16 protein-coding genes are annotated in these 15,491 nt (G+C 69.8%); 15 read left to right on the top strand and 1 reads right to left on the bottom strand.

The annotated features are described in order from the left end of the window. Positions 1 to 18 precede the first annotated feature (18 nt). From ACFYWS_RS39305 to ACFYWS_RS39235, 15 genes are all read left to right on the top strand, one after another. Positions 19 to 450: a minor capsid protein gene (locus tag ACFYWS_RS39305; RefSeq protein ID WP_389284528.1), complete on the top strand. Its 432-nt coding sequence runs from the start codon at positions 19 to 21 to the stop codon at positions 448 to 450. Positions 451 to 462: 12 nt separating this feature from the next. Further along, on the top strand, positions 463 to 933 hold the full coding sequence (locus ACFYWS_RS39300; RefSeq protein ID WP_389284527.1) for a phage tail tube protein: 471 nt from the start codon (positions 463 to 465) through the stop codon (positions 931 to 933). Continuing rightward, positions 933 to 1,436 carry a hypothetical protein gene (locus tag ACFYWS_RS39295; protein WP_389284525.1) on the top strand — a complete coding sequence of 168 codons (504 nt, stop codon included), beginning with the start codon at positions 933 to 935 and terminating at the stop codon, positions 1,434 to 1,436. Before ACFYWS_RS39300 ends, ACFYWS_RS39295 begins: the two co-directional genes overlap by 1 nt. A 201-nt stretch (positions 1,437 to 1,637) precedes the next feature. Continuing rightward, entirely contained in the window at positions 1,638 to 3,941 is a 2,304-nt protein-coding gene (locus tag ACFYWS_RS39290; RefSeq protein WP_389284524.1) for a hypothetical protein, read from the top strand. A 3-nt stretch (positions 3,942 to 3,944) separates the two neighbouring features. Further along, positions 3,945 to 7,736, top strand: coding sequence for a carbohydrate binding domain-containing protein (locus ACFYWS_RS39285; protein WP_389284522.1), 3,792 nt, complete (start codon positions 3,945 to 3,947; stop codon positions 7,734 to 7,736). A 10-nt stretch (positions 7,737 to 7,746) separates the two neighbouring features. Further along, positions 7,747 to 9,363, top strand: coding sequence for a right-handed parallel beta-helix repeat-containing protein (locus ACFYWS_RS39280; RefSeq protein ID WP_389284520.1), 1,617 nt, complete (start codon positions 7,747 to 7,749; stop codon positions 9,361 to 9,363). Positions 9,364 to 9,422: 59 nt separating this feature from the next. Next, entirely contained in the window at positions 9,423 to 9,647 is a 225-nt protein-coding gene (locus ACFYWS_RS39275; protein WP_389284518.1) for a hypothetical protein, read from the top strand. Continuing rightward, positions 9,647 to 10,474: an N-acetylmuramoyl-L-alanine amidase gene (locus tag ACFYWS_RS39270; RefSeq protein WP_389284517.1), complete on the top strand. Its 828-nt coding sequence runs from the start codon at positions 9,647 to 9,649 to the stop codon at positions 10,472 to 10,474. Before ACFYWS_RS39275 ends, ACFYWS_RS39270 begins: the two co-directional genes overlap by 1 nt. Positions 10,475 to 10,482: 8 nt before the next feature. Beyond that, positions 10,483 to 10,710 (top strand): holin, encoded by a 228-nt coding sequence (locus ACFYWS_RS39265; RefSeq protein WP_389284515.1) that lies wholly within the window; start codon positions 10,483 to 10,485, stop codon positions 10,708 to 10,710. 49 nt (positions 10,711 to 10,759) lie between these two features. Continuing rightward, complete coding sequence (locus ACFYWS_RS39260) at positions 10,760 to 11,092, top strand: hypothetical protein (RefSeq protein WP_389284513.1); 333 nt, start codon at positions 10,760 to 10,762, stop codon at positions 11,090 to 11,092. Further along, positions 11,089 to 11,775, top strand: a complete 687-nt coding sequence (locus ACFYWS_RS39255) for a collagen-like protein (protein ID WP_389284511.1) — start codon at positions 11,089 to 11,091, stop codon at positions 11,773 to 11,775. The genes ACFYWS_RS39260 and ACFYWS_RS39255 overlap by 4 nt, the downstream gene beginning before the upstream one ends. Positions 11,776 to 11,873: 98 nt before the next feature. Further along, positions 11,874 to 12,515 carry an HAD family hydrolase gene (locus tag ACFYWS_RS39250; protein WP_389284509.1) on the top strand — a complete coding sequence of 214 codons (642 nt, stop codon included), beginning with the start codon at positions 11,874 to 11,876 and terminating at the stop codon, positions 12,513 to 12,515. A 107-nt stretch (positions 12,516 to 12,622) separates the two neighbouring features. Beyond that, positions 12,623 to 13,798 carry a helix-turn-helix domain-containing protein gene (locus ACFYWS_RS39245; RefSeq protein ID WP_389284507.1) on the top strand — a complete coding sequence of 392 codons (1,176 nt, stop codon included), beginning with the start codon at positions 12,623 to 12,625 and terminating at the stop codon, positions 13,796 to 13,798. 104 nt (positions 13,799 to 13,902) lie between these two features. Next, entirely contained in the window at positions 13,903 to 14,100 is a 198-nt protein-coding gene (locus tag ACFYWS_RS39240) for a hypothetical protein (protein WP_389284505.1), read from the top strand. Next, entirely contained in the window at positions 14,097 to 14,408 is a 312-nt protein-coding gene (locus ACFYWS_RS39235; RefSeq protein WP_389284503.1) for a hypothetical protein, read from the top strand. Before ACFYWS_RS39240 ends, ACFYWS_RS39235 begins: the two co-directional genes overlap by 4 nt. A 367-nt stretch (positions 14,409 to 14,775) precedes the next feature. Here ACFYWS_RS39235 and ACFYWS_RS39230 read toward each other — a convergent pair whose 3' ends face one another. Then, positions 14,776 to 15,006: a helix-turn-helix domain-containing protein gene (locus ACFYWS_RS39230; protein WP_389284501.1), complete on the bottom strand. Its 231-nt coding sequence runs from the start codon at positions 15,004 to 15,006 to the stop codon at positions 14,776 to 14,778. Positions 15,007 to 15,491 lie beyond the last annotated feature (485 nt).

Below are 15,491 nucleotides of genomic sequence, written 5' to 3'. Positions count from 1 at the left end.
CATGCCCGGAGGTGATCGGTGGGCCACACCAACGCGCTCGTGGACGGGCTCGCCTCGCTGATCGCGGGCGCCGGCCTCGCCGTCTACCGGCCGAACGGCATCTACACCCCGGCTGAGACCGGCATCACGGTCGCGATCGTGCCGGACACCCCCGACGGGGTGCTCTGTCTGACCCCCTATCCGGTCGAGGACACCGACCTCACCGACGCGGTCACCGGCATTCAGGTGCGCATGCGCCAGGGCCGCGACCCGCGCCTCGTCGAGGAGCTCGCCGAGGACGTGTTCGACCTGCTCCACAACCGCCGCGGCCTCGTCCTCGGCGGCATCCAAGTCGCCCTGATCTGGCGCCAGTCACAGGCCCCTATGGGCCAGGACGTCCACGGCCGCCAGGAGATCTCGGCGAACTACTACGCGCGCACGACGCGCCCTGCACCCCACCTCTACGAATAGGGAGGCCGCGTCATGTCGACGCCGACCGAGACCGCTCTTGCGCGCCGCTGGCGCCTGGAGATCAACATGGGCACCGACGCCTCGCCGAACTGGCAACTGTGCCCCGCGATCACAGAGTTCTCGTGGACGGCTGAGCCGAACCACGAGGACGACACCAGCTACGACACGGACGGCTGGGCCGAGAACACCAAGACCGGGCAGGCCTGGGAGCTGGAGGTCACCTTCAACCGGAAGGCGTCGCCGGACAACACCACGTACTCGGTGGTCCACGAGAAGATCCGTACCGCGTTCTTCGCCTACGGCGACGCCTCCAAGGTTCCCCTGCGATTCTTCGACCGCAACGGGCTGCCCGAGGCGTACGAGGGCAAGGGCCTGCCCAACTGGGAGCCGCAGGGCGGCGAGGCCACCGACCTCGACCAGGTACAGGTGACGTTCACCGGCACGGGCCCGCTGACGCCGATCACGAACCCGGTGAGCCCCTGATGGCGGGTTCCTTCAAGGTCCTGGAGGAGTTCCAGGACGACGCGCTCACCCTGCCCTTGCGCTGCCCCGACGGCACCGTGCGTGAGTTCCGCATCCCGGCCCCGTCCGCCGAGGACGGCCTGCGGGTGCAGCACCTCATGGAGAAGGCGCGCCACCTCGCCGCCGGCGGCGCACCGCAGGAGACCGAAGTCCTCGACGACGACGCCGAACTGGACCTGTTCGAGGTGGCGCTCGGCGCCGCCTACGAGGAACTGCGCGCGGCCGGCCTGGACTGGTCGCGGTTTCGGCACGTGGCGATGACCGCCGTCATGTGGATCACCGCCGGGCTCGACGTCGCCGAGAAGTACTGGGAGGCCGACGGCGACCCTTCTCGGGTGGCCCCGAACCGGGCGGCTCGCCGGGCCTCATCGGCTGCGGCGAGTACGACGAAGCGACGGGGCTCTACGAGTGGTACGAGCGGCCAGAGGGCTACCGGCCGCGCCCGCAAGGCCGCGAAGACCTGACCTGGGGCGCCCTCCTCAGCGAGTGGCCCCTCATCGAGTGCGACCTCCATGAGGTCTACGGCCTCGACCTCAACGCCCCAGGCCTGATGCAAGAGCGCACCTGGCGGTGGCTGCGCCTGCGCATCGTCGGCCTGCTGTCAGCTGAGTCCCGCCTCTCGCGCCGCTTCGCACCTCCCGAACCGAAACCCAAGGGGGTACGTCGTGGCGCTGCACCTCGGTGAACTGGTCGCCGGACTGCGGGCAGAGGAGGGCCCGTTCACGCGCTCCCTGGCCCGTGCCGAACTCGCGATGCGCGGCCTGACGCGCGACGTGAACGGGCAACTCCGCACCCTGGACGGGCGGTTCGCGACGAGCTCGCGCGGCATGGGACAGACCCTCGCCTACCAGGTCGGCAACGGCGCACGGTCGGCGGTCGCGGCACTGGCGAAGGTGGCGCCCGCGGTGGCCGGCATCGGCGTGGGTCTGCCCGCGGTCGCCGCCGTCACCGCGGGGCTCATGGGGCTTGTGGCCGGGGCGGTCGCTGCGGGTATCGCGGTGAAGGCGTTCAGCCTCGCCGTGGGCCCGCAGATGGCCGCGGTGACCGACGTCGCCAAGCTCGCCGAGGAAGCAGAGAAGGCGGCCGCCGACGGGGCCGCGGACGCGGCCGAGAAGCAGAAGGCGTACACCGATGCGCTCGCCGACCTTCCGCCCGCGACGCAGGGTGCGGCGAAGGCGTTCATCGGCCTGAAGAAGGACTACAAGGAGTGGTCCGACGGGCTGAGCAGCACCACGATGCCGCTGGTCACCAAGGGCATCGAGATCCTGCGGGACCTGCTGCCGACGTTGACCCCGTTCGTGAAGGCCGCGGCCGACGCGATCGGCGGGTTCCTCGACGAGGTCGCGGTCGGGGTGAAGTCCGCCGGGTTCAAGCAGTGGGCGGCCGACATGGCGTCCGCGGCCGGGCCCGCCCTGACCAACTTCCTTGCCGTCATCAAGAACCTTGCGGTCGGCTTCGGCGGCCTCCTCCAAGCGTTCCTGCCCGTGTCGGCCGGCATGACCGGCGGACTGGCCTCGATGACCGAGTCGTTCGCCAAGTGGGGCACGTCCCTCAAGGGGTCGGAGGGGTTCGCGCAGTTCCTCGAACTGGCCCGTGAGGGTGGCCAGATGCTTGGTCAGCTCGCGATGGCTGCGGGGAACCTGCTGGTCGCTCTGGCCCCGCTGATCGGGATCACGACACAGGTCGCGCTCGCCCTCGCGCGCGTGATCAACGCGCTGCCTCCGGGTGTGCTGTCCGTGCTCGCCACGACGATCGCCAGCGTCGTGATCGCGATGAAACTGTGGGCGGCTGGCTCGGCGGCGGTCGCCGTGGCGAACCGGCTGATGGCGTCCTCCACCTACCTGGCGATCGCCGGTTGGGCGCGGATGATGGCGGCCGGCCTCGCGGCCTACGCGCGGATCGCGGCGGCTGCGGTCGCCTCGGCCGCGCGTACGGCTGCGGCGTGGGCGGGTGCGGCGCTGCGGTCGATGGCCACCTTCGCCGCGCAGATGATCCGCACCGCTGCCGTGGCGGTGGCTCAGTTCGTCATGATGGCGGCCCGCGCCGTGGTCTGGGCGGCGGTCATGGCCGCGCAGTGGCTGATCGCGATGGGCCCGATCGGCTGGATCATCGCCGCTGTGATCGCCCTGGTCGCGCTCGTCATCGCGAACTGGGACACGGTCCGGGCGTGGACGGTCGCGGCCTGGAACGCGGTCGTCAACGCGGTGAAGGTCGCGGTCGACTGGATCCTCGCCGCGGTGGCCTGGCTCGGCTCGATCCCCGGCAAGATCAGCGAGTGGTTCGGGCAGGCCAAGACCTGGGCGATCTTGAAGATGGCCGAGATGGTCGTCTGGCTCCAGGGCCTCCCGGGTCGTGTCGGAGCGGCGATCTCCGGGCTGCTCGGCACCCTGCGCGGCTGGGCGTCCCGCAGTTTCCAGGCCTTCCGCCAGATGGCGGCCGACAAGGTCGCTTCGATGATCGCGTGGGTGCGCGGGCTGCCCGGCCGGATCTCCAGCGCCATCGGCAGCCTGCGTAACCTGCTCGCCGACAAGGGCGGCGACCTGATCCGCGGCCTCTACAACGGCGTGGCCCGCATGGGTGGTTGGCTGAAAGACAAGCTGATCAGCTTCGCGAAGAACATGATCCCGGGGCCGATCGCCAAGGCCCTCGGCATCGCCTCGCCGAGCCGTCTCATGGCCGACCAGATCGGCCACTGGATCCCGGCCGGTATCGCGCAGGGCGCCGAGGCCAACTCGGGCGTGCTCGACAAGACCATGGCGGGCCTCGCCTCCACCCCGACCCCGTCCGCGGCGATGGCCTCCTCGATGGGCGGCGCTGTGGCCGGCGCCTCCGGCCGGGGCGGCTCGTCCGCGATCACGCTGCGGGTCGATACCGGAGGCGGCGCGGCCGACGAGCTGCTCGCCACTCTGATCCGCGACTTCGTGAAGGTGCGCGGCGGCAATGTTCAGACCGTCCTCGGAAGGGGGTGACTCGTGGCCTTTCCCGAGGACCCTCTGGGGCTGCGCGTCGAGATCAAGGCAGGTCAGTGGACGGACATCACACGTGACGTCTACACCCGTGACGCGATCACGCACACACGTGGCATCCGGTCGAGCAGCACCACCGCAGAGCCTGCGTCGGTACCGCTCACGATCAACAACCGTGACGGGAAGTACAGTCCGCGCAACCCGATGAGCCCGCACTACGGGCGCATCGGCCGCAACACCCCCGTGCGGCTGTCGCTGCCCGATGGCGACCGCTTCCTCGACCTCGACGGCAGCGCCACGAGCTACGCCTCGACGCCGGACGCAGCGGTCCTCGACATCACCGGCGACCTCGACCTGCGCGTCGAACTCGCCGCGTCCTGGCACCGGCCGGGCATTTACCACCTGCTCGGCAAGTACGGGCCCCCCGGGTCCCGCTCGTGGGTGCTGCGTCTCGTCAACGGCTCGCTGGACTTCCTGTTCAGCCTCGACGGCACCAACACGTACTTCGTCCGCAGGCCGCTGCCGGTCCTTCCCGAGCGGGCGGCGCTGCGCGTGACGCTCGACGCCGATGCAGGCGACGGCCAGTACGGCGTCGCGCACTACTGGGCGCCCTCCATGGACGGGCCGTGGACGCAGCTGTACAGCACCTACCGCAGCTCGGCACCGCCCGCCCCGGTCGCTCTCTACTCCGGCCCCGCACCGCTGGCGATCGGGCCCGTAGACCTGAGCGCGACCACGCCGCGGCACCCTGTCGAGGGCAAGGTGTACGGCGTGGAGGTACGCGCGGGCATCGACGGCACGATCGTCGCAGCCCCGGACTTCACGGCACGCCCGACGGGTACTGCCTCGTTCGCGGATTCGGCCGGCCGGACATGGAGCTTCTCCGGGGCTGCGGCCGTGGCCGACCGCCGGGACCTGTTCTTCGGCGAGATCGCCTCGTGGCCGCAGAAGTGGGTGGCGTCCGGTGCGGATGTGTGGACGCCCGTGCAGGCGGCGGGCATCCTGCGCCGCTACGGGCAGGGCGTCAAGGCTCTCGACAGCACGCTGCGCAGGCGCATCCCCTCTGGGCGGCCGATCGCGTATTGGCCGATGGAGGAAGACCGCGGGGCGTCCCGCGCCTACTCCCCGATCAGCGGGGTCGCCGCTGCCGCGATGACCAACGTGGAGTTCGCCGCGCTCGACACGCTGCCCTCCTCCAGCGCCCTGCCGAAGATCGGTAAGGGCGGCACGTTGTCCGCGATTGTGCCCGCGCATGCTGATCTCGGGCAGTGGCAGGTCGAGTTCGTCTACAACGCTGACGACAAGGCGCCCTCCAACCTCTCTGAGCTGGTGAGCGTCTCGACGACTGGCACGGTGCGCCGCTGGTCCTTCCAGCTCCGCAACGGCGCGGCCTGGGTGTACGGCTACAACTCCTCGGGGACTGCCGTCATCGACGAGGGCATCGGCGTCAGCTCGGACGTGTTTCACGGTTGGGTGAGGCTGCGCCTGTGGGCCCGCGAAGAAGGCGGCGTCATCACCTGGGGCGTGTTCTTCCAGGACCCCGGCGGTGACGCTGGCGGCCGCAGCCGCACCTTGCCCGGTGCCGCAGGCCGCGTCACCGCCGTGACCGCGAACTGGCCGGAAGCGCTGGACGGGTGGGGCTTCGGGCACCTGTCCGTCCTGCCTCAGGCTGAATCAGCGCTCTACACCGGGTCCGACTCCGGATATGCGGGCGAGACCGCGTGGGCGCGTATCCAGCGCCTGGCATCCGAGGAGGCGATCCCGGTGTCCCGGATCGCCGGGCCGCTCGCCCCGCAGCGCGTGGGACCGCAGCGCCCGGAGACGCTCCTGTCCTTGTTCCAGGAGGCTGCGGACGCCGACGGCGGCATGCTCGTCGAGTCCCGCGACCGGCTCGGCCTCCTCTACCGCGACCGCTCGTCGCTGTACACGCAGGAGCCCGCGCTCGTTCTCGACTACGCGGCCGGGCAGATCGCCGCCGGATCGCTGGAGCCGACGGACGACGACGATGCGACCCGTAACGACATCATCGTGTCGCGTACCGGCGGCAGCTCGGCGCGCGCGGTCCTCGCCGAGGGCCCGCTGTCGGTGCAGGCGCCGCCGGACGGGATCGGCCTGTACGACGAGTCGGTCACGCTGAACGTCGACGATGACGTGCAGCTGGAGTACATGGCGCCGTGGCGGCTGCACTTGGGCACGTATGACGGGGCCCGATATCCGTCGGTGACGATCCGGCTACACAAGCACCCAGAACTGATCGACACCGTGCTCGGGCTGCGTGAGGGTGACATCCTCCGGCTCCTCAACCTCCCGCCGTGGGTGGCGTACGGGCCGGTGGATCTCCTCTTCACCGGGCTGTCCGAGACGTACATGCCGCGTACCTGGGTGGCGACGCTGACGTGCGATCCGGGCGGCCCGTGGATGACCGCCAAGGCCGATCACCCGACCTACGGCAAAGCGGACACCGACGGCTCTCAACTGGCGGGCGCCGTCGCGGAGACGGACACCACCCTGGCCGTGCGCACCACGGCGGGCCCGCCGTGGACGAGCAGCCCGCGGGAGACCCCGTTCGATGTCCGGTTCGGCGGCGAGGTCGCCCTCGTGGAATCGGTGGGCCAGCTCATCAACGGCAACGCCTGGTTCGATCAAGGGATTACCGGCTGGACCGCCGCCGCAGGCTCCGTCGACTGGTCCCAGGCCGTAGTCCACCCCAAGGGCAAGGGCTCCATCCTGGTCACACCCGGTGGCACGGCAGAGTCGCACTCCGCGGACTCACCGCTGTCCCCGGCCGGGAGCGTCGTCCCCGGCGCCTCGTACACGCTGTGCGGCTGGTTCTACTCACCCACGGGCGCCCCGGACATCCGGCCATCGGTCTACTGGTACACGGACGCCGGCACGTACCTCACTGCCCAGGGCGGCGCCATGCCAGCCGTCCCCGCTGGCCAGTGGACCTACTTGGAGTCGGAGGTGACGGCTCCGGCCACCGCTGGCCGGTTGAAGGTCCGGGCCCGCCAGGGCGGCACTCCACCAGCCAGCCAGGTGTTCTACGCCTGGGGCGTGCGCGCCATCCGGACCGACTCCTCCCTCGTCTCCGACACGTTCAGCCGTTCCGTCACGGGCGGTTGGGGCGTGGCCGAGTCGGGCCAGGTCTGGACCCGCTCCGGCGGCTCCGCATCCGACTACGACGTCAACGGCACGGCCGGTCGTCACGTTCACGCGACACGGGACCTCTTCCGGGTCACCTCCCTGAACGCGGTTCAATTGGCCGACGTCGACCTGACGACCACCCTGACGGTTCCGATTTCGCCGACCGGTGACGGCTTATGGACGTACTTCCTGATCCGTACCAACGCCGCTGTGACCTCCTACTACTTCGCCCGCGTGTACTTCGGCGTTGTGGGCCAGGCGGAGCTCCAGCTACGCAAACGCACCCCCACTGAGTCCCTGCTGGCCTCCGCGCCGGTCTTCATGACGCACACGGCGGGACAGTCCTACCGGGTCCGTGTACGCGCCGAGGGCCCGCAGCTGTCCGCGAAGGCGTGGAAGGTCCAGGACCCGGAGCCCTCGACGTGGCAGGCGACGGCCACCGACACCAGCATCCCGGGACCGGGCGGCATCGGTGTGCGCTCCTACATCAGCCCGTCCACCGCCAACCCGCTCCCCATCGCGGTCAGTTTCGACGACTTCCGCGTCATCGACGTCCAGACATTCACGGTGACTCGATCCGCCAACGGCGTCGTCAAGCCGCACACGGCCGGTACACCCCTCGCCCTCGCCCACCCGGCGATCACAAGCCTGTAGAGGAGGACCCTTGGCTACGCCCATCGAGCAGTGGCAGCCCGGCATGGACATCACGGCCGGCCGCCTGGAGTCCATGAACCAACAGAAATCCTGGGTGGCGGTGACCAACTACGGCGCCGACCCCTCCGGTTCGACGGACGCCGCACCGGGCATCCAGACCGCGCTCAACTACGCGCGGGACGTGGGCGGCGCGCAGGTGATGGTGCCACCCGGCGTCTACCTGATCGGCACGACGCTGCGCATCTACAGCAACACCCGGCTCACGCTCATGGCGGGCGCAGAGTTCCGGCGGAACGTCGCCGGGACCATGCTCATCAACGGCGACGCCGGGCAGGCGTTCGGCGGGTACACCGGGCACTCCCGGATCGTCATCGAGGGCGGCCTGTGGAACATGCGCGGCACGACGAGCGGGCTCACGGGCTCGGCGATGTGCATCAGCATCGGGCACGCCACCGACATCGTGATCCGCGACCTGGAGATCCGGGACGTGTCGGGCTTCCACGCCGTCGAGCTCAACTCGACCAGCCACGGCCTGATCCAGAACTGCCGCTTCCGCGGCTACGTCGACCCCGGCGGCCGCGACTACTCCGAGGCAGTACAGATCGACCTCGCCAAGAGCGAGGGCGTGTTCGGCGGGTTCGGCCCCTACGACCACACCCCCTGCGAGGACGTGCTCGTCACCGGCTGCCACTTCGGCGCCTCCGGGACGGCAGGCACGACCGCGTGGCCGCGCGCGGTCGGCTCGCACTCCGCGACAATCGGCCGCTGGCACCGCCGCATCCGCATCAGCGACAACTCGTTCGAGAACCTGCTCCAGTTCGCGATCAGCGCGTACTCGTGGGAAGACGTCACGATCACGGGCAACACCTTCGTCAGCTGCGGAAGCGGCGTGCGCATCCGGGCCGTGATCCTTGCAGATGCCGAGGACACCAAGGACGTCAACGGCAACCCGACCGGCGCCTCCCAGGTGATGCGGAACATCGTCGTCACCGGCAACAGCTTCCGCAGCGGCGGCAGCTACGACAACGCGATCATCGTCTACGGCGAAACATCGGGCACCGTCCTCAACGTGGTCATCGCCGGGAACGCCATCGACGGCACCAGCGGCAACCAGTCCGGCGTCCGCCTCTTCAACGTGTCCCGCGCCGTCGTCTCCGACAACATCATCGCCAACGTCGACAACACCGGCATCAGCACCGAGAACCAGAACAACACGGTGCTGTCCGGCAACGTGATCTGGACCGCCGGAGACCACGGCATCACGATGATCACCAGCGACAACTCCGAGATCCTCGGCAACCACATCCGCGACCCCGGCGACTCCGGGATCCTCGTCCAGGGCGGCTCGGACATCCAGATCCGCAACAACTTCGTGGACGGCGCCAACCGGAACAACTCCGCAGCGTTCGGAATCCGTGTGTCCACCAACCCCGTCGCGGTGGCGATCTCGGGTAACAAGTGCCGCCCCGGCGCCTCGACCACCAAGGCTGTGCGCGGCTTGTCCGTCAGCACGGGCACCGGCATCACCAGCTACGGCAACGACATGCGCGGCACGTGGTCAGGATCCGGCGGCACGGGCATCGACATGGTGGCCGGCGCCAGCCTCGTCGCCACCGACATTCAGTAGCAGCCCGTTCCGTACGCCCCGAGCCAGTTGGCCGGGGCTCTCTTCATGTCTGGAGTCTCATGCAATCCGAGGACATCGAGCACCGGTTCGCCTTCCACGCCGCGACTACGCAGGAGAAGCGCGACGAGCACACCAGCGTGCGCCAGGCGTGCCGGCGTCTCGCCGATGAGTTGAACGAGCGGCTCCCGGAGGGCAGGGAGAAGGCGCTCGTCGTGACCAAGCTGGAAGAGGTCATGTTCTGGGCGAACGCAGCGATCGCGCGCGCCGGGGCTGAGGACAGTTGATGGCTTGGTTTTCCAGCGCCACTCGGCGCCCGATCCCGGTCAACTACACCAAGGGCGGACAGTCGTCCGTGCGTGGTGTGGTCGTGCACATCATGGCCGGCACTCTCGCCGGTACCGACAGCTGGTTCCGCAACAGCAGGGCTCAAGCGTCGTCGCACTTCGGCACCGGGAAGACCGGGGCGCTCTACCAATGGGTGGATACAGCCGACCGTGCGTGGGCGCAGGCGGGCGGCAACACCTCGTGGCTGTCGGTCGAGAACGAGGGCCAGGGCGGCGACTCGCTGACCGAGGCGCAGCTGAACGTCAACGCCGAGGTCCTCGCGTGGGCTCACAAGGTCTACGACGTGCCGCTTCAGGTCGCCTCGTCACCGAGCGGCAAGGGCCTCGGCTACCACGCGATGGGCGGCTCGTCGTGGGGCGGGCACACCTCGTGCCCCGGCCCGAAGATCGTCGCTCAACTTCCGGAAATCGTGGCCCGGGCCAAGCGGCTCGTCGCCGGACAGGACATCGAGGAGGACCCCTTGGCGGGCATGACCAAGAAGGACATCTACGACGCGGTGTGGCGCACGGACTCCGTCCCTGCCCCGGAGACCTCGTCCACGATCAAGACGAACCCGACGTGGCAGGCCGTGTCGGTGCTCTCCGACATCGCGAACCGTGTCCGAGGGACCGAAGCCACCGTGAACGCGCAGAGCGCGACGATCAAGACACTGGCGCAGGCCCTCGCCAAGCAGGACACCAAGGTCGACGTGGACGCGCTCATGCAACGCATCACCGACGCCATCGAGTCCGTCACCGTCCGCCTGGACGTCGACCCCGAGAAGTGAGAGAACCCATGGCATCGTCCACAGCACCGATCGAGAAGAAGGTCACCGCGGGCTCCGTGCTCGCCTACCTGGCCAGCCTCGCCGGACTCGCGATCCTCGGGGGCGTCACTGACGACCCGTCGCTGATCTCCGGCATGCCCGACGCCCTGGAGCCGTTCGTGCTCGCCCTCGTGCCGGCCGCCGCGTCGTGGATCGCCGGGTGGGCGGCCCCGCACACACCGCGCTCGGAAAACTAGCCGAGCAGGCCCCGTGCCTCGAACTGGCCGTGATGGAGGGGGGCATTACGTGGACGCAGCGACGCTCGGCGCCGTCGGAACAATCGTCGTCGGGCTCGCCGCGGCCATCGCCGCCCTCATCGGCCAGCGGGGCGCCAACCGGGCTTCGCAGTCCGGCGCGGTGCTCGGCGGCTACTCCACGCTCGTCGACAACCTCCAGGAAGAACGCAACAAGCTCGGCGAGAAGCTCGCCGAGAACGAGCGCCTCCTCGCCGCGGCCTACCGCGAACTCGCCGACGCGCGTACGGAGAAAGCCGAGTTGCTCTCCCAGATCGGCGGCCTCCGGGACGAGAACCGCCGACTACGCGATCAGCTCGCCGAGTTGGGAGGCCAGCCGACGTGAGTGGACGCCACGCACAGCCGCTCCTCGTCCGCCGGTGGCGTTCTCTCATGCTCGCCGCGATCCTCCTCGTGCTGTCCGGCGCGGTCGTCCTGGCGTGGCTGCGGATCGACGCGGAGGCCAGCCGCGCGGACCGGTTCGGCGCGGAGGCGGCACGGCGCGGTGACGCGGTGACGACGCTTGCGGAGGATGTACGGATCCTGCGGAAGCAGGTACGCGCGGAGGGCGGGACGCCGGCCGCGCCGGATCCGTCGCGGGCGGTCGATCTGCCGGAGAAGGTGGGCGATCCGGCGCTCGTGCCGGGCCCGCGAGGGCGCCGTGGGGCGTCGGGAGAGCCCGCGCCCACGTTGACGCCGTCGCCGGGTGCGCAGGGGGCGCCTGGTGTACCCGGGGCCCCGGGGGTGGACTCCACTGTGCCGGGGCCCGGCTCGACGGTTCCGGGCCCGTCCGGGCCGCCTGGTCCAGCGGGGCAGAACGGTACGGATGGCAAGGACGGGGAGAACGGCGCGCCCGGCACGACGCAGTGTCCGGACGGCTACTCGTGGCAGGCGCCGGCCGACGACCCGGACGCGCTGGTGTGCCGCCGGGTGGGCGCGGCCCCGCCGCCGAAGCAGCCGGACCCCTCACCGTCGGACACCGAGCCACTGGCCATGGCGCTCGATCCGCAGCGACGCCAGTACGTGTGACAGCTTGGCCCCCATCGCCTTCGGGCGGTGGGGGCCGTTTCGTCATGCCCGGAGGGGCATCGTCCGATGGCGGTACAGGCCCCTCTAGGCTCGGCCGGATGATCCGCACCATCGCATTCGACGTAGGCGAAACCCTCGTCCGAGATGACCGGTACTGGGCATCCTGGGCCGACTGGCTGCACGTCCCACGGCACACCGTGTCCGCACTCGTCGGCGCCGTCGTCGCCCGAGGACAAGACAACGCCGAAGCGCTGCGCCTCATCCAACCCGGCATCGACATCCCCGCCGCCTACCAGGCACGCGAGGACGCTGGCCGCGGCGAGTACCTCGACGAGACGGACCTCTACGAGGACGTCCGCCCGGCCCTCGCTGCGCTGCGCGAGTCCGGCGTCCGCGTCGTCATCGTGGGCAACCAGACGGTGAAGGCCGCCGAGTTGCTGCGCGATCTCGACCTGCCCGCAGACCTGATCGCGACGTCCGGCGAGTGGGGTGTGGCTAAGCCCGACCTTGAGTTCTTTGAACGGCTCGTCGTCGAGGCCTGCGCCGCAGCAGAAGAGATCCTGTACGTGGGTGACCACCCGCAGAACGACGTATACCCGGCGCGCGCGGCCGGCCTACGTACGGCGCATCTGCGGCGTGGCCCGTGGGGGTATCTGTGGGCGCAGGATCCGGAGTTGGTCGCGGCCGCGGACTACCGTGTCGACTCGCTGATGGACCTCGTCGCCGTCGCCGAGCGCTGACCGCAACGGGAACGGCCCCACCTGCGAGTTACAGGTGGGGCCGTTCCCGCTCCCGCACGTGACCGCGCGAGTACGGTTCGAAGTGGACGCCTCGAACTGGAGCCAGTATGCCCGTACTTGAAGACGGAGGGCTGGGCAAGCGGATCGCCGCCCTGCGCAAAGCGAGACGCATGTACCAATCACACCTCGCCCGTGAGTCCTACCTGTCCTTGCCCACGATCAAAGCAATCGAGCAGGGCAAGCGGCAGCCCAGCGACAGTGCCCTGGAGTCGATCGCCACAGCACTCGGCGTCGACCCGACCCGCCTGCTGTCCACGTTCACCGGCACCGAGACACGCGTCCACGCCGCGCTGCCCGCCATCTCTACGAGCCTCGCCGCGTACGACGTGCCGATCAGCCCAGCAAGCCGTAACACCGCCGAGCTGCACGCCGCCGTCAGTGACGCGGTGAACTGGCGCCTCGCCGCCCAGTACGGGCGCATCGCGCACCACGCAGCCGACCTCCTCGACGACGCGCTCGCCCACTTCCACGCGACCACCGACAAGCGGGAAGCCGCCCGCCTCCTCGTCGCGACAGCCCGTTCGGTCGACGCCGTCGCCTACAAGTACGGCGCCCGCGACCTGTCCGCCCGCCTCATCGAGCTGATGCGCTGGGCTGCCCCGCACACGGAGGATCTCCTCGTCAGCGCGTCCGTCGCCTACGTACGCACCGAGGTGTTCTTCACCGCCCGCGCCCACACTGCAGGCACCCACGCGCTGGAGGCCGCCGTCGACGCCGCACCGGCCGCCACCGACGCGAACACAGCCGCGGCCCGTGGCGCCCTACACATGCGCGCAGCTGTCATTGCCGGACGCGCCGGAGACCCCGACACCGCTGAGACCCACCTCGCCGAGGCCCGCCGCCTGAGCGATGGCACCCGCGAGACCACCTACCTCGGCACCGCGTTCGGCCCCGAGTCGGTCCGTATCCACGAGCTGTCCGTGGCGGTCAGCCTGGGGCAGGAACACATCGACCGTGCGTTCACCGTGGCCCGGGAGTGGGCGCCGTCGACGGACCTTCCGGCCGAGCGGCGGTCGGGATTCTGGATCGAGTTGGCCCGCGCGCAGGTGTGGGGCGGCCGGTTCGACGACGCCTTCGAGTCACTGAAGGTGGCACGGTCGATCGCCCCGCAGCACACGCGAGAACACCCGTGGGCCCGCGACACCACGGCGACGCTGGAGCGCGTGAAGCGCACCGACGAGGAATCCCTTCACCACTTCGCTGTGTGGGTCGGCGCCGTGTGACACAACCCAGTTGAGCGAATCGGAGGGATACAGCCTGTATCCCTGACTGGCTCCCCGGCCGCCCATGATCTGTGCATCGGACATCACAGACCGGGGGCAACACGATGAGCAGCATGATGGAGGAGGCGGCGCTCCCCTCCGTAGAAGAGGTGAGTATCGCCCGCCTGCACGGGCTCGCCTGCTGGGAATGCGGCGCCGTGACGAAGACGCTCGAACCCAGCCATGAGGTACGGCAGCACGGTACCAACCTCGTCTGGACAGTGTCCCTGTGCGCAGGGTGCCGCCCGCCGGCGACGTCATGAGTAGCCTCGCCGAGACCATCCTCGTCCAGGTGCCCCCTGTTGACGCGTTGTCCGAGCCGCAGGTGTGCGGCCGATGTTGCGCGTGGTGCGGGTGCGCACTCGTGGCGGACCGCATCGTCGACCTCGGGGAACGCGACGAGGAGGGACGTCGGCTGTTCCCCCGCGCCTGCCGGATCTGCACGGCAGAGCAGGTGTACGTACAGCTAATAGGGCACGCCTCCTCCTGCGAGCAATGCGTCGACAACGGCGCCTTGTGCCCGGCCTCGGCCGAGCTGCGGCGGGCGCTCAGGGAAGGGCGTGCACGGTGACCACCGACCGAGGACGGATCTGCTGGCGATGCGACGAGCCGCTCAAGGCCGACGACGAGATCGACGTGTCCGACGTGTTCAGCGCATCGGGACCGGGAGCAACGGTCGAGCGGCATCACGTGTGCCCGGTATCGATCCCGAAGAGGCCAACCGCCCCTTCCGGGTTGGGCACGCTGAGCAGCCCTGCGTCCTGGCGGCGACGCCGCTGACCCTCGACCCCCGCCGCCGGCATCTCCACGGATCCACCGGCGGCGGGACGTGCGGCCGCTCCGCACCCGTGTGCGGAGTGGCCGCTTCACGCTCCCGCGCCCCCAGACCCCGGGCGCGGGCGGGCGGCGGCACGACGGCGGTAGTGCCGCCGCCCAAATCAGACGAGGTCGCGGAGCGGGACGCCGAGCCCGTCGGCGATGCGGATCAGGTTGTCGAGGACGGGCGAGGCGTGGCCCTGCTCAATGCGGTTGATGCTCTGCCGGTCGAGGCCGGCGCGCTCGGCCAATGCCTCCTGCGTCATGTTCGCGTGGAGGCGTGCGGCCCGGATGCGGTCGCCGACGGCGCGTCGGGCGGCGAGGACGCGGGGCGTGGGTGGGGCGGGCGGCACCCGCTCAACGCTGGTCCGATCATGATCAGGTGTCTGTATCGTCAGCCGTACATTTTTGGATCACACGTGCAGAGAATGTGCGCGCCCTGTACGAATAGGGCACACGTTCGAGTGAACCGGGGTGTCGCATATTGCCACCGGCAAACTCCACCCACTGAACTGTGGCTCGCACGTCGGCCCGATGACTGACCTCCCCTCAGGCCCCCCAGGCTCGGGAAGGTCAGCAGTGCCCCTGGCTTCACGCCGGGGGCGCTGTCACGTCTGGGACTTCATCGGCGGTTGGGCCGCTTTGCACTCACCCCACCCGAGAGCCCGCCGCACGCCACTCCAGGATGTTCCCGCGGGAACACGGACCCCCTTCCGGAGGCATCCCGAAGCATCGAACGACATCGAATGACACTGCTTTGCCCCGATTTCCCGCAACGCCGCAGGTCAAAACTGGGTAACAAAACAGGTTCAAGTCCCGTCACTCACCCTGAATGATC

It is taken from the genome of Streptomyces sp. NPDC002795 (genome assembly GCF_042888725.1).
In the GTDB taxonomy this organism is placed as follows: Bacteria; Actinomycetota; Actinomycetes; order Streptomycetales; family Streptomycetaceae; genus Streptomyces.
Note: the sequence above shows the minus strand (reverse complement) of the source record. Positions and strands in the feature narration are given on the sequence as shown.

Excerpts from the sequence above, each read along its gene's own strand:
- ACFYWS_RS39300 (WP_389284527.1), top strand. The coding sequence starts at position 463 with ATGTCGACGCCGACCGAGACCGCTCTTGCGCGCCGCTGGCGCCTGGAG.
- ACFYWS_RS39240 (WP_389284505.1), top strand. The coding sequence starts at position 13,903 with ATGAGCAGCATGATGGAGGAGGCGGCGCTCCCCTCCGTAGAAGAGGTG.
- ACFYWS_RS39235 (WP_389284503.1), top strand. The coding sequence starts at position 14,097 with ATGAGTAGCCTCGCCGAGACCATCCTCGTCCAGGTGCCCCCTGTTGAC.
- ACFYWS_RS39245 (WP_389284507.1), top strand. The coding sequence starts at position 12,623 with ATGCCCGTACTTGAAGACGGAGGGCTGGGCAAGCGGATCGCCGCCCTG.
- ACFYWS_RS39250 (WP_389284509.1), top strand. The coding sequence starts at position 11,874 with ATGATCCGCACCATCGCATTCGACGTAGGCGAAACCCTCGTCCGAGAT.
- ACFYWS_RS39275 (WP_389284518.1), top strand. The coding sequence starts at position 9,423 with ATGCAATCCGAGGACATCGAGCACCGGTTCGCCTTCCACGCCGCGACT.
- ACFYWS_RS39270 (WP_389284517.1), top strand. The coding sequence starts at position 9,647 with ATGGCTTGGTTTTCCAGCGCCACTCGGCGCCCGATCCCGGTCAACTAC.
- ACFYWS_RS39265 (WP_389284515.1), top strand. The coding sequence starts at position 10,483 with ATGGCATCGTCCACAGCACCGATCGAGAAGAAGGTCACCGCGGGCTCC.
- ACFYWS_RS39295 (WP_389284525.1), top strand. The coding sequence starts at position 933 with ATGGCGGGTTCCTTCAAGGTCCTGGAGGAGTTCCAGGACGACGCGCTC.